This window comes from Streptomyces sp. NRRL F-4489, assembly GCF_001509485.1.
GTDB lineage: Bacteria > Actinomycetota > Actinomycetes > Streptomycetales > Streptomycetaceae > Streptomyces.
Genome location: NZ_LLZI01000276.1, coordinates 21,882 through 41,267, shown reverse-complemented (window position 1 = coordinate 41,267; position 19,386 = coordinate 21,882). Strand labels below are relative to the sequence as shown.

16 protein-coding genes and 1 pseudogene are annotated in these 19,386 nt (G+C 74.4%); 10 read left to right on the top strand and 7 right to left on the bottom strand.

Annotated elements, in window-relative coordinates:
- The first annotated feature begins 175 nt into the window (after positions 1–175).
- From ADL22_RS30370 to ADL22_RS30360, 3 genes are all read left to right on the top strand, one after another.
- The gene (locus tag ADL22_RS30370; RefSeq protein ID WP_066987111.1) at positions 176–385 is read left to right on the top strand and encodes a hypothetical protein; all 210 of its coding nucleotides are present in this window, start codon (positions 176–178) and stop codon (positions 383–385) included.
- A 175-nt stretch (positions 386–560) separates the two neighbouring features.
- Positions 561–1,112 (top strand): restriction endonuclease, encoded by a 552-nt coding sequence (locus ADL22_RS30365; protein WP_234430913.1) that lies wholly within the window; start codon positions 561–563, stop codon positions 1,110–1,112.
- Positions 1,113–1,297: 185 nt separating this feature from the next.
- A complete protein-coding gene (locus ADL22_RS30360; protein ID WP_066987105.1) occupies positions 1,298–3,448 on the top strand; it encodes a serine/threonine-protein kinase in 2,151 nt (716 codons plus the stop codon).
- Between the two features lie 107 nt (positions 3,449–3,555).
- Here ADL22_RS30360 and ADL22_RS30355 read toward each other — a convergent pair whose 3' ends face one another.
- Positions 3,556–4,881, bottom strand: coding sequence for a hypothetical protein (locus ADL22_RS30355; protein ID WP_066987102.1), 1,326 nt, complete (start codon positions 4,879–4,881; stop codon positions 3,556–3,558).
- A gap of 338 nt (positions 4,882–5,219) precedes the next feature.
- Here ADL22_RS30355 and ADL22_RS30350 point away from each other — a divergent pair.
- The 3 genes and pseudogenes from ADL22_RS30350 to ADL22_RS30340 all read left to right on the top strand — a co-directional run.
- Positions 5,220–5,699: pseudogene (locus tag ADL22_RS30350) on the top strand (MarR family winged helix-turn-helix transcriptional regulator); the annotation flags it as partial.
- 192 nt (positions 5,700–5,891) lie between these two features.
- Complete coding sequence (gene argJ, locus ADL22_RS30345) at positions 5,892–7,097, top strand: bifunctional glutamate N-acetyltransferase/amino-acid acetyltransferase ArgJ (RefSeq protein ID WP_066987099.1); 1,206 nt, start codon at positions 5,892–5,894, stop codon at positions 7,095–7,097.
- On the top strand, positions 7,094–8,017 hold the full coding sequence (locus ADL22_RS30340) for an arginase family protein (protein ID WP_234430912.1): 924 nt from the start codon (positions 7,094–7,096) through the stop codon (positions 8,015–8,017). The genes argJ and ADL22_RS30340 overlap by 4 nt, the downstream gene beginning before the upstream one ends.
- Positions 8,018–8,122: 105 nt before the next feature.
- On the opposite strand, the gene ADL22_RS30335 is transcribed toward ADL22_RS30340, so the two are convergent.
- On the bottom strand, positions 8,123–9,019 hold the full coding sequence (locus tag ADL22_RS30335) for an MBL fold metallo-hydrolase (RefSeq protein ID WP_199836408.1): 897 nt from the start codon (positions 9,017–9,019) through the stop codon (positions 8,123–8,125).
- 174 nt (positions 9,020–9,193) lie between these two features.
- Here ADL22_RS30335 and ADL22_RS30330 point away from each other — a divergent pair, with 174 nt between their 5' ends.
- Positions 9,194–9,649, top strand: coding sequence for a MarR family winged helix-turn-helix transcriptional regulator (locus ADL22_RS30330; protein WP_066987096.1), 456 nt, complete (start codon positions 9,194–9,196; stop codon positions 9,647–9,649).
- 153 nt (positions 9,650–9,802) lie between these two features.
- On the top strand, positions 9,803–10,048 hold the full coding sequence (locus ADL22_RS30325; RefSeq protein ID WP_066987093.1) for a hypothetical protein: 246 nt from the start codon (positions 9,803–9,805) through the stop codon (positions 10,046–10,048).
- A gap of 91 nt (positions 10,049–10,139) precedes the next feature.
- Here ADL22_RS30325 and ADL22_RS30320 read toward each other — a convergent pair whose 3' ends face one another.
- The 3 genes from ADL22_RS30320 to ADL22_RS30310 all read right to left on the bottom strand — a co-directional run bounded on the left by ADL22_RS30320 (position 10,140) and on the right by ADL22_RS30310 (position 13,839).
- Positions 10,140–10,856 carry a DUF305 domain-containing protein gene (locus tag ADL22_RS30320; RefSeq protein ID WP_066987090.1) on the bottom strand — a complete coding sequence of 239 codons (717 nt, stop codon included), beginning with the start codon at positions 10,854–10,856 and terminating at the stop codon, positions 10,140–10,142.
- A gap of 115 nt (positions 10,857–10,971) precedes the next feature.
- Positions 10,972–11,487 (bottom strand): DUF6153 family protein, encoded by a 516-nt coding sequence (locus ADL22_RS30315; RefSeq protein WP_066987087.1) that lies wholly within the window; start codon positions 11,485–11,487, stop codon positions 10,972–10,974.
- A gap of 75 nt (positions 11,488–11,562) precedes the next feature.
- The gene (locus ADL22_RS30310) at positions 11,563–13,839 is read right to left on the bottom strand and encodes a heavy metal translocating P-type ATPase (RefSeq protein ID WP_066987084.1); all 2,277 of its coding nucleotides are present in this window, start codon (positions 13,837–13,839) and stop codon (positions 11,563–11,565) included.
- Between the two features lie 229 nt (positions 13,840–14,068).
- On the opposite strand from ADL22_RS30310, the gene ADL22_RS30305 reads away from it, so the two are divergent.
- Positions 14,069–15,001 (top strand): hypothetical protein, encoded by a 933-nt coding sequence (locus tag ADL22_RS30305; protein WP_066987081.1) that lies wholly within the window; start codon positions 14,069–14,071, stop codon positions 14,999–15,001.
- Positions 15,002–15,222: 221 nt separating this feature from the next.
- Positions 15,223–16,302 carry a HoxN/HupN/NixA family nickel/cobalt transporter gene (locus ADL22_RS30300; protein WP_066987076.1) on the top strand — a complete coding sequence of 360 codons (1,080 nt, stop codon included), beginning with the start codon at positions 15,223–15,225 and terminating at the stop codon, positions 16,300–16,302.
- A 30-nt stretch (positions 16,303–16,332) separates the two neighbouring features.
- Here ADL22_RS30300 and ADL22_RS30295 read toward each other — a convergent pair whose 3' ends face one another.
- On the bottom strand, positions 16,333–17,910 hold the full coding sequence (locus ADL22_RS30295; RefSeq protein ID WP_420711612.1) for an APC family permease: 1,578 nt from the start codon (positions 17,908–17,910) through the stop codon (positions 16,333–16,335).
- Positions 17,898–19,367: an aldehyde dehydrogenase family protein gene (locus ADL22_RS30290; protein ID WP_066987069.1), complete on the bottom strand. Its 1,470-nt coding sequence runs from the start codon at positions 19,365–19,367 to the stop codon at positions 17,898–17,900. Before ADL22_RS30290 ends, ADL22_RS30295 begins: the two co-directional genes overlap by 13 nt.
- Positions 19,368–19,386: the final 19 nt, after the last annotated feature.

The following is a 19,386-nucleotide window of genomic DNA, read 5'->3' as shown; positions in this document are numbered from 1 at the left end:
GAAGTTGAGTTGAGGGATGTGCGCACCCGGGGGCCGGGCCCGTGCGCACCGATACGTTTGCGCCAACCCTTTGCAACTGCGTCTCGGCGCACCCCGGTTCGGGCTAGATATGGGAGTGGCGGGGCGCCTCGCTCGTACGGAGTGTGGGCGGCGGTTGAGCGGGAGGTCCGGACGGTTGCCGACGGTCAATATCGTGGTGCTGCTCGTGGTGATCGTCATCCTGCGGCTGCGCCGCCGCACCGAGTCCAGAAGCCGCCGTGACGAGAAGATGACCGTGGCCATCGTGCTGGTGCTGGGCGTGCTGCTCGCGCCGACGCCGGTCGGGCAGGGGATCGTGCAGTTCCTCGGCCAGGTGGTGCACGGGATCGGGCAGGCCGGTGACTGAATCCCGGCGTGGGGCGGCGGGCCGGGGAGCGTCGGCTCGGAGGTCCGCGGGGCGGAGGTCTGCGGCTCGGGGGCCTGCGGGGCGCGCATCGGCGGCCCGGAGAGCGGCGGCCCGGCGCTCCGCCGCGCGGCGTCGCGGGCGCGAACGGGCCGGTGCGCGGCTCGGCGTCGGCGCCGTGGTGCTCCTCGCCGGCGCGGCGGTCGTCCGGGAGTACCCCGTCACCGCACTCGTCCTCGGGACCGTCACCGCCGCCCTCGCGGTCGTCGTCGTGCTCGTCCGGACCGGCCGCCTCCGCCTCCCCGGGCCCGCCGGGGAGCAGCAGGACGTCACGCACACCCTCGCGGCCTACCAGCGGATGACCGGCCCGCAGTTCGAGCACGCCATCGCCGCGCTCGCCCGGCGCGATCCGGCCGTCCGCTCCGCCACCGTCTCCGGCGGGGCGAACGACCGCGGGCTGGACGTCCTCGTCGTCCTGCGCGACGGCCGGCGCGTCGCCGTGCAGTGCAAGCGGTACGCGGAGGGGAACCGGGTCGGCGCCCCGGCCGTCTACACCGCGAACGGTACGTACCGCGCGTTCCACCACTGCGATCACGCCGTCATCGTCACCACCTCGCGCTTCACGCGCGACGCCGAGGCGGCCAACGCGGCGCTGCCGGAACCGCTGCGGCTGATCGACGGCCGGGGGCTGGCCCGCTGGGCCGGCGGCGGCCGCGCGCCTTGGGCGTGACGGTCCGCTGCGGCCCGCTGTATCCACTGGCCCGGGGGATGCGTCCGGGCGCGCCCCCTTGGCCGGGATATGTCCGCCGCCGGTGATCACCTCACCGCCCTTGCCCCGCCGCGCGGTTGTCATACTGCTTGCCTCGACGGGAGCGCAGGGACCGAGCGCCGACGACCAGGGGGAAGCGAACAGTCATGAGCAGTGCCGACACGGACGGACAGGACGAGCACCTCGGCGGTATGCGGCCGCTCGCACCGGGGGACCCGCGGCGGATCGGGTCCTACGCGCTGCTGGGCCGGCTCGGCGCCGGGGGAATGGGGCGGGTCTTCCTGGCCCGTTCGGCGGGTGGCCGCACGGTGGCGGTCAAGGTCGTCCACGAGGAGCACGCCGCCAATCCGCAGTTCCGGGCCCGCTTCCGCCGGGAGATCAACGCCGCGCGGCGGGTCGGCGAGCGCTTCACGGCGCCGGTGCTCGACGCGGACCCGGACGCCGAACTCCCCTGGGTCGCCACCGGTTACGTGCCCGGGCCCTCCCTGGAGCACGTCGTCCGCCAATACGGGCCGCTGCCCGCCGCCTCGGTGCACGCGCTCGCCGACGGGCTGCTGCGGGCGCTCCAGGACATCCACGAGGCCGGGATCGTCCACCGGGACCTGAAGCCGTCGAACGTGATGCTCACGGTGGCGGGCCCCCGGGTCATCGACTTCGGTATAGCCCGCGCCCTGGACGCCTCGGTGGAGTCGCTGCTGACCAGCACCGGCATGGTCATCGGCTCCCCGGGCTTCATGTCACCCGAGCAGATCGTGGGCCGGCGAGTGGGGCCCGCGAGCGATGTCTTCACCCTCGGCGGCGTCCTGATGTACGCGGCGACGGGCCAGTTGCCGTTCGGACAGGACGCCACCAATCAACACGCCGTCATGTACCGGATCGTCGAGGGCGAGCCGAATCTGGACGAGGTGGCGGACGAGGCGCTGCGGGATCTCATCGGGCGCTGTCTGACCAAGAACGCCGGCCAACGGCCCGGTGTCACCGAGCTGTTGGAGACGACCGCGTCGGCCCGGCCCGCCGGTTCGGACGGGGAGTGGCTGCCGCCCAAGCTCGTCGTCGCCCTCGCCCAGCAGGCGGCCCGGCTGCTGGATGTGGACGCCCAGGTGGGCGGGGGTGGGGATGGGGTCGCGGACGCCCCGGCGCGGATGGATGCGGACGGGAGCGGGGGCGCTCAGGCGCACGCGGAGGGCGGCGTGGACGGGGGCGTCCAGGCGGACGCCCAGGCGGATGAGGCCGCGGCCGGGGCCGGGGACGTGCCTACGAAGGCGCTCGGGGGGCGGAGTGCTGCGGCTTCTGCCGGTGCGGGCGCGGATGCCGGTGCTGGGACCGGTGCCGGCGCCGGTGCCGGTGACGGCGCGGCTGGTGTTGCTGCCGGTGCCGCGGGTGGGGCCGTTGTCGGCGCTGCCGCCGGTGCTGCCGCTGCTCGGGCCGGTGGCGGCGAGGTGAAGGAAGCGCAGCCGGTGGCGGCCGTGCGGGAGACCGCCCCGGGCGGGAGCGACCGCGAGCGGCGCCGGCGGCGGCCCTTGGTCGTCGGGGCCGTCTTCGTCGGCGTGGTCACGGTCGGCGGTGGCGCGGTGATGGTGCTCCAGCCGTACCAGAAACTCGAGGCGGCACCCCCGGCCACCGCCAACCAGACGGCCGGCCCGGGCAGCTCCGGAACGCCCGGGACGCCGGGCGCGTCGGCCTCCTCGAAGCCGTCGCCGGGACAGTCCGACGCGGCGCCGGACGCCAAGGACCCGGGCGGCGGCAAGGACGCGGGGACGGGCGGCGCCCCGGCGGACGGGACGGCCGGGCCGGGCGGCGGCAGCGCGAACGGCGGCTCGTCCAGCGGTGGTTCGGCGTCCTCCGGCGGCAGCACGGGCGGCGGTGGTACGTCGGGTGGCGGCGGGTCGTCCGGCGGTTCCGGCAGCTCGGGCGGCGGGCAGCCGGCTCCCGGCACCGGGTCCAACGGGAACGCGGTGCCCTCGGCCTTCGTCGGCACCTGGAAGCTGACCAATCCGTACGCCCAGCAGCCGGGCACGGTGGTCATCTTCCGGGCGTCCACCGGCGCGAACGCGGTCCGGCTCATCAGCGATGTCCCCGGGACCGGGCACTGCGAGAACGTGGCCAAGCTGGTGTCGGTGGCGGGCGGCGGCAGCCGCATCAACATCAGCTCGGCCGCCGTGGACCAGGCCCGCTCCAACGGCATCTGCGGCACCACCGATCCCTCCGCGTTCCTCCTCGACGACCCCAGCGGCATCCGCCACGACGTGGGACCGGCCCACGGCAGCGGCTACCACTACGAGCGGTCGGGCGGCTGACGCTCCGGCCCCCGGTCGGCGGGCCGAGGCTCCGGCCGGTCCCGGTCGGCCTGGGTCCGGGTCCGCCGCCGCTCCGCCGCTGGTCCGGGGCCGGTCCGCCGGTCCTCTCAGCCCATGGCCGCCGCCCGGCTCGCGGTGAGTGCCCGCCGGGCGGCGCGGTAGCGGTCGACCGCCTCGCGCAGCTCCGCCACCGGCGTCCCGAGCACGCCCCGTTCGCCGGCCCCGGCGGCGCGGCTGAGCTCGTACAGCAGTGATATGTCGCCGAAGAACGCGAGCGGGGCGTTGGCCCGGACGGTCGGCAGCCGGTCGTACGGTCCCTCCTCGTCCACCGCGCGGTAGGTCCAGTGCGCCAGTCCGGTGCGTATCAGCGTCTCGCCCAGATACCGCACCGCGCCCGCCACGAACGGGTCGCCGCCGGTCACGGCCGTACGGAACGCGGCCCCGCCGGCGGACGGCCCGGCGAACCGCCCGCCCACGAGCCGTTCCAACGCGCCCAGCGACCCGGTGGTGAAATCGAACGGGAAATCCGCCGGCAGAAAGCGCGCCCGCCAGGCGGCGAGGGCGCCCGCCATCCCGGACAGCCACCGGTCGAAGGCGGCCCTGGCCGGCTCGGTCAGATACCGGCGGTCCTCCTGGACGTACCATTCGGCGGTCTCCGGCGCGGCCGCCGGCGGCGCCCCGCGCCGGGGCCGGGGTGGACCCTCCAGCCCCAGGAACTCCAGCCCGAATTCCGCCCGGAGCGCCCGGGCCTGCTCAGGTGTGGCGAAGACATAGACATCGTCCTGGCAGGACTCCGGACCGTACGGACCCCCTGGGCTCTCCGAACCCTCCGAACCCTCCGGACTCTCCGAACCCTCCCCGCCGCCCCGCTCCAGCAGGTGGAAAACGCGCGGATCGTCACCGCCCGGATCCAGATCGCCGAACTGCTCCGCCACCGACGCCTGGTCCACATAGCCATCGGAAAGGTGCTCGACGTGCCACCACACCGGCTCGCCGTCGCGGCGGAAGTACAGATATTCCTCGTATTCCCCGTACTCCTCGTATTCCCCGTACTCCTCGTATTCCCCGTACTCCTCGTATTCCCCACACTCCGGGTCCTCCCCGTACTGCCCGGCCGCCCCACCCCCTTCATCCACCGCGACGCGCACCAGCTCGGCGTCGGAGCAGACCACCGCGCCGCCGGTGCAGGCGGTCACGTCCGCCAGGAGGCGCGCGTAGTACGCCGCCGCGTCGTCGACGTCCCCGCCGGGCACCGCGACGGCCGTGCCGAAGTCCGGCAGCAGGCGGATCAGCTCCCGCCGCGTCAGCTCCTCGTCCGGGTGGTGCGCCCGCCCCGCGGCGAGGCCGGCCAGCACCCCGGCGGCCTTCTCCCGCGGCACCACGCCCAGCCCGACCAGCCGCTCGGCGAGCTGCCGCACGGTCAGCTTCTCCATGACGCTCCCCCTGCCTTTCCCCCGACCGTTCCCCTGCCGTCCCCCATGCCGCGAATTGTCGCAGCGACCACTGACAGTCGGGTTGCGGCCGGGCTCCGGCCGGGTTCCGTCCGCTCGCGGGAACGCTGATGCGCCGTCAGGAGGGCGCGGCGTGTGGCGCGCTGGGGGCGGGCGGGGCGCGGCGTACGCTGTGGCGCCGAACGCTCTCATGACCGACCTGGGCAGCCGGATGCGCGCCCGCTGAGGGAGGAGAGGCCGTGCTGGACCGGCGTGCCGTGGAGGAGACCGGGCGACTGGTCGAGGCGAGGACCGGGGGCCTGCCGGTCCGGTGGGAGCAGATGGCGGTGGTCGCCGGGATCTACCGGGCCGCGGCGGCCGTACGGCAGCACTTCGAGAACTCGGTGCTGCGGGGGGCGGATCTGACCTGGACCGGCTTCGTGGTGCTGTGGGTGGTCTGGCTCCGGGAGGAGGCGGAGACCCGGCACGTGGCCGAGGAGGCCGGGATCTCCAAGGGCACGCTCACCGGGGTGGTGCGGACGCTGGAGTCCCGGGAACTGGTGCGCCGGACCGGGCACCCCGGGGACGGGCGGCTGGTGCTGCTCAGTCTTACGGAGCGGGGGGAGGCGCTGATGCGCCGGCTGTTCCCGGAGTTCAACGCCGAAGAGGTCTTCGTCACCGGGCAGTTGGACGAGGACGAGTGCCGGTACGCGGCCGAGCTGCTCCAGCGGATCGTGGCGCAGGTCGAGGACCACGGCGTGGAGCGGCGGCGGCTGCTGCTCGGCGGCGCGGACCCGGCGCCACGGCGCAGCGGCCGGCGGCGGGCGGGAGCCGGCGGTCACCAGGGGGACGCGGACGAGCGCGGGGCTGCCGGTGGGGAACACGAGGGTGCCGATGGGGAACACGGGGCCGCCGGTGGGGAACACGGCCCGGTGGGCGCGTGAGGGCGGGCGGCGGACGCCCGAACGAAAACCTCTGGACAGCCCCACTCCGCCACTGCAAACATATGCCGCATGACGCATAACAATTCGAATGGCGGTCCGGACAGCTCAGCCGCGGGCCCCGAGTGGCCGGCCGGCTTCCGGGCGTACACCGGGCACGGCGGGCTGCGCGCGGACGGCGACGACATCTCGATCGTGGTGTCGGAGCGGCCGGCGGTCAGCGCGGCGATGTTCACCACGAGCCTGTTCGCCGGGCCGGCGGTCGTCCTCAGCCGCGCCCACGCCGCCGGGCGGAAGCTGCGGGCCGTGGTCACCCTGGCCCAGAACGCCAATGTCGCCACCGGGCGCCAGGGCGCGGACCACGCCGCCGAAGTCGTCGGCCGGGTCGCCGGACTCGTGGACATCCCCGCCGACGAGGTGCTGATCGGCTCCACCGGGGTCATCGGCCGGCCGCTGCCCATGGACACCATCCGCGCGCACTTCGACGCCGCCGGGCGGCGCGGCACCGGGGCGTTCACCGCCGCGCCGCAGGCCGTCGCACGGGCGATGATGACCACCGACACCCGCCCGAAGACGGCCGTCCGCACCGTTGGCGGCGCCCGGATCACCGGTGTCGCCAAGGGGGTCGGCATGCTGGAACCCAATATGGCGACGATGCTCGCCTACGTCTTCACCGATGCCGACGTACCGGCGGACGAACTCGACGAGGCGCTGCGCGCCGCCGTCGACCGGACGTTCAACTGCCTGAGCGTGGACACCGACACCTCCACCTCCGACACCGTGGCGGTGATCGCCAACGGGGCGGCCGGGCCGGTCGATCGCGCGGAGTTCGCCGCGGCCCTGGCCGATCTGTGCCTGGACCTCACCCTCCAGCTGGCCAGTGATGGGGAGGGCGCGACGAAGCTGCTGCGGGTCACCGTGGGCGGCGCGCGGGACGCCGCGCAGGCCAAGCGGATCGCCAAGAGCGTCGTCAACTCGCCGCTGGTCAAGACCGCGGTGCACGGCGCGGACCCCAACTGGGGGCGCGTCCTGATGGCCATCGGCAAGAACACCGGGGAGCGGGACATCGTCCCGGAGCGGGTCACCGTGGCCTTCGGGGGCACGGAGGTGTATCCGGCCGAACCGACCGGCGAGACGCTGGCGAAGCTCACCGAGGAGCTGCGGGCCAGCGAGGTCGAGATCACGGTCGGGCTCGGTATCGGCGGTGGTACGGCGACCGTGTTCGGCTGCGACCTCTCCGCCGGCTACGTCCGGATCAACGCGGACTACACGACATGAGCGGACAGGGGCGGCACGGCGGGCCGGACCAGGGCCGCGCGCCGGAGGGGACCGGTGGCGGGCCGGGGCCGTCGTCGCGGCGGCTGCTGATCGTTCCGCAGTGGCAGGGGTCGGCGGCGGGCGAGCCGCGCCGGCTGGCCGCGGGGGCGCACCGGCTCGGCGCGCTGCTGCCCGCGGCCCGGCGGACCGTCGTCCCGGTCAGCGCGGGTCCGGGCCGTACCGAGGGCGGCGTACGCCATCTCGACGTGCTGGCGGGCGCGTTGCGGGCCACCCGGGAGGCCCTGGACGATTGGGGCGCGGAAACGCTGCGGACCGCCGGCGGGGACTGCGGGGCCGAACTCGGGCCGGTCTCCCGCGCGGTGGCCCGCCACGGGGACGAGCTGGCGGTCGTCTGGTTCGACGCCCACGCCGACCTCAACACCCCCGAGTCGTCCCCGTCCGGCGGCTTCCACGGCATGGTGCTGCGGACGCTGCTGGGGGACGGCCCGGCGGAGCTGGTGCCCGCGCCGGCGGGCCGGCTCGCCGCCCGGCAGGTGGTACTGGCCGGCGTACGCGCCCTCGACCCCGGGGAGCGGCGGTTCGCCGCCGAGGCCGGTATCGGCTCCGTCCCGGTCGCCGGCCTGGACGACCCGGGCCGGCTGGTCGCGGCCGTGGCGGCCACCGGTGCCCGGCGCGTCTACGTCCACCTCGACCTGGACGTGCTGGACCCCGGCCACTTCGCCGGGCTCTCCTGCCCTGAGCCCGGCGGCCTCCACCCGGCGCGCCTGGCGGCCGCCCTGGACGCGCTCGCCGACGCCTTCCCGGTCGCGGGCTTCGGCGTCACGGAGTACGCGCCGGGGGAGGGGGACGGCGAGGGGCAAGGGGACCAGGCCGCGGAAGCGGTGCTGCACCGGCTCTTCGCGGGCCCGGTCTTCCGCTAGAGGCCGGTACGAGCGGCCGGGCGTCGGCCGGGCGCCCCACCGCCCGCCCGGCGGCCGCCCGGCCGCAGCCGGTTCAGGCATCCCCTGGATCAGGCATCCACCGCTTCAGGCATCCACCGCCTCCCACACCACCCCCGCGCCCTCGGCCCGTACCCGTCCGAAGACGACATCGGCGAAGTGGATGCCGAAGCCGAGGGTGTCCGGCTCCTGGAGTTCGGCGACCAGCCGCCGGCGGGCGTCCGAGGCGGCGGCGCGGTCGTGGTCGGGGGCGGCGTACCACTCCGGGTGGCTGATCTGGACCGGCGAGTGCAGCGCGTCGCCGAACGCGATCAGCCGCCGCCCGCCCCCGGAGATGACGTACGAAGCGTGCCCGGGCGTGTGGCCGGCGGAGAGGTGGACCCGGACGCCGGGGAAGATCTCCTCGCCGTCCGCCACGGTCCGGACCTGGGGCTCCAGCACCGCCAGGACCTCCGGGCCGGTGCCGTGCGCGGCGAGGTGGGCGCGGCCGGTCCACTCCGCTTCGGGTATCAGGTACGGGGCGTGCGCGAGGGCGGGGCGGTCGCCACCGGGCGCCGGGTGGTGGAGCCAGCCGATGTGGTCGGTGTGCAGGTGGGTGACGGCGACCGCCTCGATGCCGGCCGGCCGGCGGCCGAGCGCGGCGAGGTTGTCGAGCAGCGCGCCGCCCCGCAGGTCGCTCACCGGGCTGCCGGGCTCGGCCGGACGCGTCCCGGGGCCGAAGCCGGCGTCGATCAGCAGGGCGCGATCGCCGCGCTCCACCAGCAGCCCGCCGACGCCCGCCGTCAGATACCCGTCGGCGTCCAGATATTCCCCGTACGCCGCCCAGTCCTCCTCGGTGGCCGCCGGGAGCCAGCCGCGCCCGGACAGTCGCGCCGCGCCGTCCGGGACGTAGGTCACCGTGGTCTCGCCGAGCCGCAGTGAGCGCACGACGCCCGGGCGGCGGAGGCGGGTGGTGTCGGCGTCGGGGGTGGTGGATGTGCTCATGGCGGTACCTCCGGAAGACGGACGGGCGGACGGGCAGGGCAGGACAGGGCGCCGCCGGGCCCGCGGTGCCCGGCGAAACGGGCCGCATCGCGGCGGCACCACCACCATAAGCATCAAGCTTGAATCATTCAAGCTCGGATTATTTAGGTTAGGTGCACTTGGTACGATGAGGGCATGACGACGAACCCGGAAGCGCAGACCGTCGCGGAGCGCCAGCTGTGCGGTCTGCTGAACGGGATGGCCCAGCGGATCGGCGACCACGTCCGCCGCGGCGCGGGCCGGCTCGGCCTGACCGCCCCGCAGGCGATCGCACTGCGCGAGCTGACCGGGCCGATGACCATGCGCGAGCTGGCCGAGCGGATGACCTGCGAGCCGTCCAACGCCACCTTCGTCGTCGACAAACTGGAGAAGCAGGAGCTGATCGAGCGTCGGCCGCACCCCACCGACCGGCGCGCCAAGCAGCTCGTACTGACCGCCCAGGGCGCCGCCCTCCGCGACCGCCTGCTGGCGCTGCTCGGCGAGGAATCCCCGCTCGCCGGGCTCACCGACGCCGAGCGGGCCACCCTCCGCCTCCTCCTGGAGCGGGCGATGACCCACCCGCCCGAGGGCGAGCCGCCGGCCCGCGGCTGACGCGCGTCCGGCGCGGCGGCGAACGGCCCCGGCCGGCCGCGCGGCGGAACGGGTGAGGTGCGCAGGTGGCAGGGTTGCCGGGCGGGCGCGGGGGACAGGCGCAGGGAAGGGGCGCGGCGCGCGTCCCGTGACCGAGCACGCCAGGAGGCAGCCATGCCGGTGGAACCGACCGATCCCGAGCACCCCGATTACCTCGACGACCCCGATGACCTCGTCGGCGGCGAGGAGGCCGCGGAGTTCGGGGTGGAGGCCCCGGAGGCGGACGCGGCCGAGCAGCAGGCCGCCCTCCGCCCGCCGCGCGACACCCCGCCCACCACCGACCTGCCCGAGCCGGCCGACGAGGCCGACCGGGCCGAGCAGGCGCGGGTGGTGGAGCTGGACGAGGACGACTACCGCTGAGCCCGGGGGCCCGGGCCCGTTGGCCGTCCGGGCCGCCGCGGTCCGCCCGCAGGACAGAAGGAGACGGGACGGGCCGCGGCGGCCGGGGGCGTCAGAGCCGGTCCAGGAGGGCCTTCATCTGCTTGACCTCGGCGGACTGGCCGCGGACGACATCGTCGGCGAGCTTCCTGGCGGCCGGGTTCTTGCCGTGCCGCTGCTCGTTCTTGGCCATCTCGATCGCGCCCTCGTGGTGCTTGATCATCATGGCCGCGAACTTCCGGTCGAAGTCCCGGCCCTTGGCGGCCGTCAGCTCCTTCATGTCCGCGTCGGACATCATCCCGGACATGCCGGAGGCGCCGGGCGTGTCGGTAGCCCCGGAACCGTGGCCGGCCGAGCCGTGCCGCATGCCGCCGGAACCGTGGTCCATGCCCGGCGCCGAGCCCGCGGACTGCGGCTTGCCCCACGCCGTGAGCCAGGACCGCATCCGCTGGATCTCCGGGTCCTGGGCCTTCTCGATGGCCGCGGCGAGCCGCTTGACCTCCGGGTCCGCGGCGCGGCCATCGGCCAGCCGCGCCATCTCCAGCGCCTGCTGGTGGTGCGGGATCATCATCTGCGCGAACATCACGTCCGCGTCGGTAACGGGCCCCGGGGCGGGGTTGGCCGTCGGGGAGCCGGCCGTGGCCGAGGGGGTCCGGCCGGGGTCGGCCGCCTTGCCCTGGTCCGTGCCGCCGGTGCTGCCGCAGGCGGCCAGGAGCAGGGCCGCGGTGGCGGCGAGACCGGTGAGGGCGAGCCGGCGGGCAGGCCGGGGGGTGCGCTGATGCGCGGTCATGGCGATACCTCGTGCTGTCGATTCGTCGATACGCAGGGGGAGGCCCCCGTACGCGGAAAAAAAGGGGAACGGAACCGTGTGCGGGCAGCGCTGAGCGCCCGCGGTGGCGTTCGGCCTAAATCCGCAGAATCGACAGCTGGGCGAGATCGGGTGGGCGCGGCGGGGGATTGGGACGCAGCACCGCCAGGGCGCTCGCGCGCAGGAGCACCAGCCAGTCGGCCCGCCGCCGCACCACCAGGCGCAGCAGACAGGCCAGTGCCCAGCCGCCCAGCACGGCCACGCACAGCGAGGTCATGTCCATTCCCGCGCCGGGGGAGTGGTGTGATGACGGGCCGCTGGTGTGGTGGGCGTGGGTGGTGTGGCTGGTGTGGTGCGCGGCCGGGCGGTCCATGGGGGACATCGCGGCCATGGCGTGCGCGGCGTTGCCGTACGCGGTGTCGTCATACGCGCCGCCGTCGTACGCGGCAGCGCCGGCACCTGCGACGACCCCCGCCCCAGGGCCCGCGGTCATCTCCCGGTCCCCGCTCGGATGGCCGAGCGTGTGCATCGCGAAGACGCCCAGCGCGAGGACGGCGATCAGCAGCAGGTGCCCCCAGGCACCGGCCGCCCGGATCCGCCGGTTCGCGCGCATGCTCTCGACCTCCTCCCGGACCGAGGGTAGAGCAGCCGGGCCCGCGCCCCGCCCCCGGGGCCCGGGCCCGACCGGTCAGTTGTCCGCCGCCCGGAAGCCGCGCAGCCGCAGGCTGTTGCCGACCACGAACACCGAGGAGAAGGCCATCGCCGCGCCCGCGATCATCGGGTTGAGCAGGCCGGTCGCGGCCAGCGGCAGCGCCGCGACGTTGTAGGCGAAGGCCCAGAAGAGGTTGGACTTGATGGTGCCCAGGGTGCGGCGGGAGAGCCGGATGGCGTCGGCCGCCGCCCGCAGGTCGCCGCGGACCAGGGTCAGGTCGCCGGCCTCGATGGCGGCGTCGGTGCCGGTGCCCATGGCCAGTCCGAGGTCGGCCTGGGCCAGCGCCGCCGCGTCGTTGACGCCGTCGCCGACCATCGCCACCGAACGGCCCTCCCGCTGGAGGCGCTTGACCACGTCCACCTTGTCCTGCGGCAGCACCTCGGCGAACACCCGGTCCGCGTCGATACCGACCTCGGCCGCCACCGAGCGGGCCACCGCCGCGTTGTCGCCGGTCAGCAGGACGGGTGTCAGCCCCAGCGCGCGCAGCCGCCGGATCGCCTCCGGGCTGGTCTCCTTGACCGCGTCGGCCACCTCCAGCACCGCCCGGGCCTCCCCGTCCCAGGCCACCGCGATCGCGGTCCGCCCGGCCGCCTCGGCGCCGGCCTTGGCCCGCGCCAGCTCGTCGGGGAGCGGGATCGCCCACTCGGCGAGCAGCCGCTCCCGGCCGACCAGGACGGCGTGCCCCTCGACGATGCCCTGGACGCCCAGGCCCGCGAGGTTGGCGAAGTCCTCCGGCACCGGCAGGGCGCCCACCTCGGCGCTCGCGCCGGCCGCCACGGCCTGGGCGATCGGGTGCTCCGAGGCGTGCTCCAGCGCGCCGGCCAGCCGCAGGACCTCGGCCCGGTCGGTGCCCGCCGCGGTGTGCGCGGCCAGCAGGGTCATCCGGCCGGTGGTGACGGTGCCGGTCTTGTCCAGGACGATGGTGTCGACCTTGCGGGTGGTCTCCAGGACCTCCGGGCCCTTGATGAGGATGCCGAGCTGGGCGCCGCGGCCGGTGCCGACCATGAGGGCGGTCGGGGTGGCCAGTCCGAGCGCGCACGGGCAGGCGATGATCAGTACGGCGACCGCGGCGGTGAAGGCGGCGGTCAGTCCGGCGCCGCTGCCGAGCCAGAAGCCGAGGGTGGCCAGCGCCAGTCCGATGACGACGGGGACGAAGACCGCGGAGATCTTGTCCGCGAGCCGCTGGGCGGCGGCCTTGCCGTTCTGCGCGTCCTCCACCAGCTTGGCCATCCGGGCGAGTTGGGTGTCCGCGCCGACCCGGGTCGCCTCGACGACCAGCCGGCCGCCGACGTTCAGGGTGGCACCGGTGACGCTGTCGCCGGCCGCGACCTCCACCGGCACCGACTCCCCGGTCAGCATCGAGGCGTCCACCGCGGAGGAGCCTTCCACCACCGTGCCGTCGGTGGCGATCTTCTCGCCGGGCCGCACCAGGAAGCGGTCCCCGACGCTCAACCGCCCTACGGGGACGGTCTCTTCGCGCCCGCCGCGCAATACGGTCACGTCCTTCGCGCCCAGCTCCATCAGCGCCTTCAGGGCCGCGCCCGCCTTGCGCTTGGACCGCGCCTCGAAGTACCGGCCGGCCAGGATGAACGCGGTGACGCCGGCCGCGGCCTCCAGGTAGATGTTGCCCGCGCCGTCGCTGCGGCCGATGGTCAGCTCGAACGGGTGGGTCATTCCCGGCATGCCGGCCGTACCGAAGAACAGCGCCCACAGCGACCACAGGAACGCGGCCGAGGTGCCGACCGAGATCAGGGTGTCCATGGTGGCCGCGCCGTGCCGGGCGTTGGTCCAGGCGGCGCGGTGGAACGGCCAGGCGGCGTAGGTGACGACCGGCGCGGTCAGGGTCAGCGACAGCCACTGCCAGTAGGTGAACTGGAGCGCCGGCACCATCGCCAGGGCGATCACCGGGACGGCCAGCGCCACCGCGGTGACCAGCCGCTGCCGCAGGGGGCGCAGCGGGTCGCCGGCCGCGCCGCCGTCCGCCGCGCCGGGCTCGGCCGCGCCGCCGCCGGCCGCGGCGGGCGGCGCCGGCTCCTGGGCGGTGTAGCCGGTGGCCTCCACGGTGGCGATCAGGTCGCCCACCGAGACGTCGTCCCGGAAGGTGACCTTGGCCTTCTCGGTGGCGTAGTTGACGGTGGCCTCGACCCCGTCCATGCGGTTGAGCTTCTTCTCGATCCGGGCGGCGCAGGAGGCGCAGGTCATCCCGCCGATGGCGAGCTCGACCTCGGCAGTGCCGGGACTGGTGGTGGTCATGTCGTCTGCTCCTCGCAGCTCACGGAGAAGGTCTACGGGCGGTGCGGCGAGATACCCCAGGGGGGTATCGCTCGATGCGGCTCAATGTATACCCCCCGCCCGTATTGAATGCAAGGGGGTCCGGTTGCTTGACGAGATACCCCCAGGGGGTATTGTCTGGCCCGAGCTGAACGGCCGCGTTCGCTCGCGGCACCCGCCGCCCGCGGCCCGTTCGGGGAGGGAACGCACCATGCACACCGGACTGAAAGCCGGCCTCTTCGCCACCGCGCTCGCCGCGGCCTTCGGCACCGCCTACGGCGTGGGCGCGGCGATGGGCCCCGTGGCGGCGGACGCCCCGGCCCCCGCGCACGCCGGCCATACGGCGGGGAAGGGCCAGGCGGCGGAAACCCCCGGCGGGCTCCAGGTCTCCGAGGGCGGCTACACCCTCGACCTGAAGACCCCGGCCGTCGCCGCCGGCGCCCCCGCCGAACTGCGCTTCGCGGTCCGCGACGACCGCACCGGCCGCCCGGTCACCGCCTACCGCCGGGAGCACGGCAAGGAGCTGCACTTCATCGTGGCGTCCCGGGACCTGTCGGTCTTCCGCCACCTCCACCCGCGGCGGGCCGCGGACGGCACCTGGTCAACCCCGGCCGACCTGCCCGCGGCCGGCGGGTACCGCGTCTTCGCCGACTTCACCCCCGAGGGCGCCCAGGAGGGCCGCACGCTCGGCGCCGACCTGGCGGTCACCGGCACGTACCGGCCCGCCGAGCTGCCTCCGCCCGCCGCCACCGCCGAGACCGACGGCTACCGCGTCACCCTCGACGGCACCCTCCGCCCCGGCGCGCCCGCCGCCCTGACGCTGCGCGTCACCAAGGACGGCAAGCCGGTCACCGACCTCGACCCCTACCTCGGCGCGTACGGGCACCTGGTCGCGCTGCGCTCCGGCGATCTGGCCTATCTGCACGTCCACCCCAACGGCGAAGCGGGTGACCGGCGGACACCGGCCGGCCCCGAGGTGTCCTTCACCGCCACCGCGCCGAGCGCCGGCACCTACCGCCTCTTCCTCGACTTCCGGCACCGGGGGACGGTCCACACCGCCGCCTTCACCGTCCGTACGGCCGGCGCCCCCGGGGACGGCGCCCAGGCCGCTCCGGGCGCGACGGAGAACGGCCACCACCACTGATCCTCGCCGCGCACCCCTGCCCCACGCCGCCTGACCAGGCACGCAAGGTTTTACTGCACATTGGTTGCAACTAAAACCAACCAGCGGGAATGTAGGCGGGGTGCCCTGGCGGAGGCCGGGGCGGAAGAAGAAAGCGAGCAGTGTCACCGATGCCTACCTCCCCCTCCCCGACCCTCGCCGGTCAGGCCCCGCCGTCGCGCCGGCAGCGGATAGCGCGGTCGATGACCCGCGCCGAGTGGGGGCGGATGGCCGGTATGGCCGGGTTCATCCTCGCGCTCCACGTCATCGGCTGGTTCACGCTGGTGGCGATCGTGGCCCCGGAGCACTACAGCCTGGGCACCAAGAGCTTCGGCATCGGCATCGGCGTGACCGCGTACACCCTCGGTATGCGGCACGCCTTCGACGCCGACCACATCGCCGCCATCGACAACACCACCCGCAAGCTGATGCACGAGGGCCAGCGGCCGCTGTCGGTCGGCTTCTGGTTCTCGCTGGGCCACTCCAGCATCGTCTTCGGGCTGGCGTTCCTGCTCTCCCTCGGCGTCAAGGCGCTCGCCGGACCGGTCAAGGACGACAACTCCGAACTCCACGCGATCACCGGGCTGATCGGCACCACCGTCTCCGGCGTCTTCCTCTACGTCATCGCCGCGATCAACCTCGTCATCCTGGCCGGCATCTGGGGCGTCTTCCGGCGGATGCGGGCCGGCGACTTCGACGAGGCGGCGCTGGAGGAGCAGCTCAACAACCGCGGCCTGATGAACCGCCTGCTGGGCCGCGTGATGAAGTCGATCACCAAGCCATGGCAGATGTACCCGCTCGGCCTGCTCTTCGGCCTCGGCTTCGACACCGCCACCGAGGTCGCGCTGCTGGTGCTGGCCGGCTCCGGCGCCGCCTCCGGACTGCCCTGGTACGCGATCCTCTGCCTGCCGGTGCTGTTCGCCGCCGGGATGAGCCTGCTGGACACCATCGACGGCTCGTTCATGAACTTCGCCTACGGCTGGGCGTTCTCCAAGCCGGTCCGCAAGGTCTACTACAACCTCACCATCACCGGCCTGTCGGTCGCCGTCGCCCTGATCATCGGGACGGTGGAGCTGCTCGGCCTGCTCGCCGACAAGCTGGACCTGCACGGCGCGTTCTGGGACTGGATCGGCGGGCTGGACCTCAACATGGTCGGCTTCGTCATCGTCGGCCTGTTCTTCGTCACCTGGATCGTGGCCCTGGTGGTGTGGAAGGCCGCCCGGATCGAGGAGAAGTGGACCGCGCACGTCCAGCCGGCCGCGGCCGAACCGGCCGCCGACTGACCGCCCGCGCCGCGGCCCGCCCGCCGCGGGTCAGGGCGCCGGGGCCGCCTCGTCGGCCTCCCCGCCGCCCGCGGCGTGCGCGGCCAGCACCCCCGTGCGGTGGCGCTGGACGCACCAGTAGTACGCGAAGCCGCCCAGCGCCACCACGCCGATGAACAGGAACGCGCCCCACCGCAGATACCAGTGCTGCGGGCCGGTGGCGTTGTAGACCGCGGCCCGCGGCCAGGCGAGGTTCACCGACATCGCCAGGCCCCACGCCACCGCCAGCACGTTCACCGGCAGCCCGAACCGGCCCAGCGAGAACGTGCCGGGCCCCGGTGGCGGCCAGGTGCCGCGCAGCCGCCGGACCAGCATCGGCAGCGTCACCATCACATACGCCAGATAGATCATGATGATCGCGATACTGGTGATCACCGAGAAGATCTGCGGCTGGTTGACGTTGAGCAGCAGGATCGCGATCCCCACCAGTCCGATGACCACCGCCGGCAGCACCGGCGTCTGGAAGCGCGGGCTGACCCGCGCCAGCCGGGCCGACGCCGGCAGATTGGTGTCCCGGGCCATCGCGAACGCCAGCCGGATCGCCGCGGTGTGCACGGCCAGTTCGCACACCGTGATCGCGATGACCACGCACCACAGCACCGCCTGCCCGACCGCCGGCCCGAGCGTCGCCAGCACCACGTACTGCAGCCCGTCCGCCGCCAGCCGCGGATCGCGCAGATCGGGCGCGGAGAGCAGCGCGAACAGCAGGATCAGGCCGCCGATCAGGAACGAGGCGCACAGCGCCCGCAGGATCGCGCGCGGCGCGTTGCGGGCCGGGTCCCGGGACTCCTCGCCCAGCGACGAGGCGGTGTCGAAGCCGTACATGACATACGCCGAGGCCAGCGAGGCGGTCAGGAACGCGCCGAGATACCCCAGGCTCTCCCCGCGGCCGTGCCCGAACGTCTGGGTCACCGCGGACGGGCCCCGGGCCAGATGCGCGGCCAGCAGCAGGATCAGCACCACCGCCGCGACCAGCTCGATGGCCACACCCGCCGAGTTGATCCGCGCCATCAGCTTCACCCCGAAGGCGTTGACCAGCGTCGTGAAGGTGATCAGGACGGTGCCCAGCAGCACCGCGTTGGCCGCCGCGTCGGTCTTCCCGGTGCCGTCCCCGATGACCTGGAAGAACGCCGAGATCTGCGGCAGCGTCACCTGGTACGCCAGCGCCACCGCGGCCAGCGACACCATCGACGCGGTCAGCATCATCCAGCCGCCGAGCCAGCCCACATGCGGACCGCCCAGCTTCTTCGCCCAGTTGTAGACCGACCCGGCCACCGGATAGCGGCCGGCCAGCTCGCAGAAGCACAGCGCCACCATCAGCTGCCCGCAGAAGACCATCGGCCAGGACCACCAGTACGCCGGACCGCCGTGGCTCACCCCGAAGTAGAACAGCTGGAAGGTGCCGGTGAGGATGGAGATATAGCTGATACCGGCGGCGAAGGTGTGGAAGTTGCCCAGCGTGCGCTTGAGTTCGGGCTTGTACCCCAGCTCGGCCAGCGCCCCGTCGTCGTGCCCGTCGTCGTGTCCGGCGTCGCCGGCCGGCCCGCCCGGACCCGTCACCCGAACCACCGCTGCGGCCGCGGCGCGGTGTTCCGCCAGACGTGCTTGGCCTCCAGGTACTCCGCCAGCCCGGCCGGCCCCAGCTCCCGCCCGATCCCGGACTGCTTCATCCCGCCCCACTCGGCCTGCGGTACGTACGGATGGAAGTCGTTGATCCACACCGTGCCGGCCCGCAGCCGGTCCGCGACCCGGTGCGCGCGCCCCGCGTCCCCCGTCCACACCGCCCCCGCCAGCCCGTACACCGTGTCATTGGCCAGCGACACCGCCTCCGCCTCCGTACGGAACCGCTCCACCGTCAGCACCGGACCGAACGACTCGTCCCGCACCACCGACATGTCCGGGGTGCACTCGTCCAGCACCGTCGGCAGGTAGTAGAAGCCGTCGGCCAGCTCCGGATCGTCCGGCGGCGCGCCGCCGCAGCGCAGCACCGCGCCCTCCGCCAGCCCGGCCGCCACATACGCCGCGACCTTCGCCCGGTGCTCCGCGGAGATCAGCGGACCGGTGTGCGCCCGCTCGTCGAACGGGCCGCCGAGCCGGATCCGCCGCGCCCGGTCCACCAGCTCGGTGACGAACCGGTCGTGCAGCCCGTCCTCCACCAGCAGCCGCGCCCCGGCCGAGCACACCTGCCCGGAGTGCAGGAACACCGCCGTCAGCGCGTAGTCCACCGCGGTGTCGAAGTCCGCGTCGGCGAAGACGATATTGGCGTTCTTGCCGCCCAGCTCCAGGGCGATCTTCTTCACCGTGGGCGCCGCCGCGGCCATGATCCGCCGCCCGGTGGCCAGTCCGCCGGTGAACGACACCATGTCCACCCGCGGATCCTCGGTCAGCGGTGCGCCGACCAGCGGGCCGGTGCCCAGGACGAGGTTGGCCGCCCCGTCCGGCACCCCGGCCTCCGCCAGCAGCCGCATCAGGTGGATCGCGGTGTGCGGGGTCAGCTCGCTGGGCTTGAGGACGAAGGTGTTGCCCGCGGCCAGCGCCGGGGCGACCTTCCAGGCGGTCTGGAGCAGCGGATAGTTCCACGGTGTGATCAGCGCGCAGACGCCGACCGGCTCATGCTGCACGGTGCTCTCCACCGCGTCGTTCCCGGCGTCCACCACCCGGTCGCCGCCGCCGGCCGCCGCGAGATGGCCGAAGTAGCGGAAGCAGCCCGCGATGTCGTCCATGTCGTAGCCGCTCTCCACCAGCCGCTTGCCGGTGTCCAGCGACTCGGCCCGGGCCAGCGCGTCCCGGTCGCGCTCCAGCAGCTCCGCGACCCGCACCACCACCCGGCCCCGCTCGGCGGCCGGGGTGCGCGGCCAGGGGCCGTCGTCGAACGCCAGCCGGGCGGCGGCCACCGCCGCGGCCGCGTCCTTCGGTCCGCCCTCGTCCACGGTCGCGACCGGTGTGCCGTCCGCCGGGCAGCGGATCTCCCGCACCCGCCCGTCGGCCGCCGCGGTCCACTGACCGCCGATGAACAGCTCCGGCATGGGTGCGCCTTTCGGGTCT

What these genes read in the sequence shown, in the direction of transcription:
- ADL22_RS30320 (WP_066987090.1), bottom strand. Translation starts at nt 10,856, where the DNA reads ATGACCGCGCATCAGCGCACCCCCCGGCCTGCCCGCCGGCTCGCCCTC.
- ADL22_RS30305 (WP_066987081.1), top strand. Translation starts at nt 14,069, where the DNA reads ATGCACACCGGACTGAAAGCCGGCCTCTTCGCCACCGCGCTCGCCGCG.
- ADL22_RS30325 (WP_066987093.1), top strand. Translation starts at nt 9,803, where the DNA reads ATGCCGGTGGAACCGACCGATCCCGAGCACCCCGATTACCTCGACGAC.
- ADL22_RS30335 (WP_199836408.1), bottom strand. Translation starts at nt 9,019, where the DNA reads ATGAGCACATCCACCACCCCCGACGCCGACACCACCCGCCTCCGCCGC.
- ADL22_RS30310 (WP_066987084.1), bottom strand. Translation starts at nt 13,839, where the DNA reads ATGACCACCACCAGTCCCGGCACTGCCGAGGTCGAGCTCGCCATCGGC.
- ADL22_RS30300 (WP_066987076.1), top strand. Translation starts at nt 15,223, where the DNA reads ATGACCCGCGCCGAGTGGGGGCGGATGGCCGGTATGGCCGGGTTCATC.
- ADL22_RS30360 (WP_066987105.1), top strand. Translation starts at nt 1,298, where the DNA reads ATGAGCAGTGCCGACACGGACGGACAGGACGAGCACCTCGGCGGTATG.
- ADL22_RS30290 (WP_066987069.1), bottom strand. Translation starts at nt 19,367, where the DNA reads ATGCCGGAGCTGTTCATCGGCGGTCAGTGGACCGCGGCGGCCGACGGG.
- ADL22_RS30315 (WP_066987087.1), bottom strand. Translation starts at nt 11,487, where the DNA reads ATGCGCGCGAACCGGCGGATCCGGGCGGCCGGTGCCTGGGGGCACCTG.
- ADL22_RS30355 (WP_066987102.1), bottom strand. Translation starts at nt 4,881, where the DNA reads ATGGAGAAGCTGACCGTGCGGCAGCTCGCCGAGCGGCTGGTCGGGCTG.
- ADL22_RS30340 (WP_234430912.1), top strand. Translation starts at nt 7,094, where the DNA reads ATGAGCGGACAGGGGCGGCACGGCGGGCCGGACCAGGGCCGCGCGCCG.
- argJ (WP_066987099.1), top strand. Translation starts at nt 5,892, where the DNA reads ATGACGCATAACAATTCGAATGGCGGTCCGGACAGCTCAGCCGCGGGC.
- ADL22_RS30330 (WP_066987096.1), top strand. Translation starts at nt 9,194, where the DNA reads ATGACGACGAACCCGGAAGCGCAGACCGTCGCGGAGCGCCAGCTGTGC.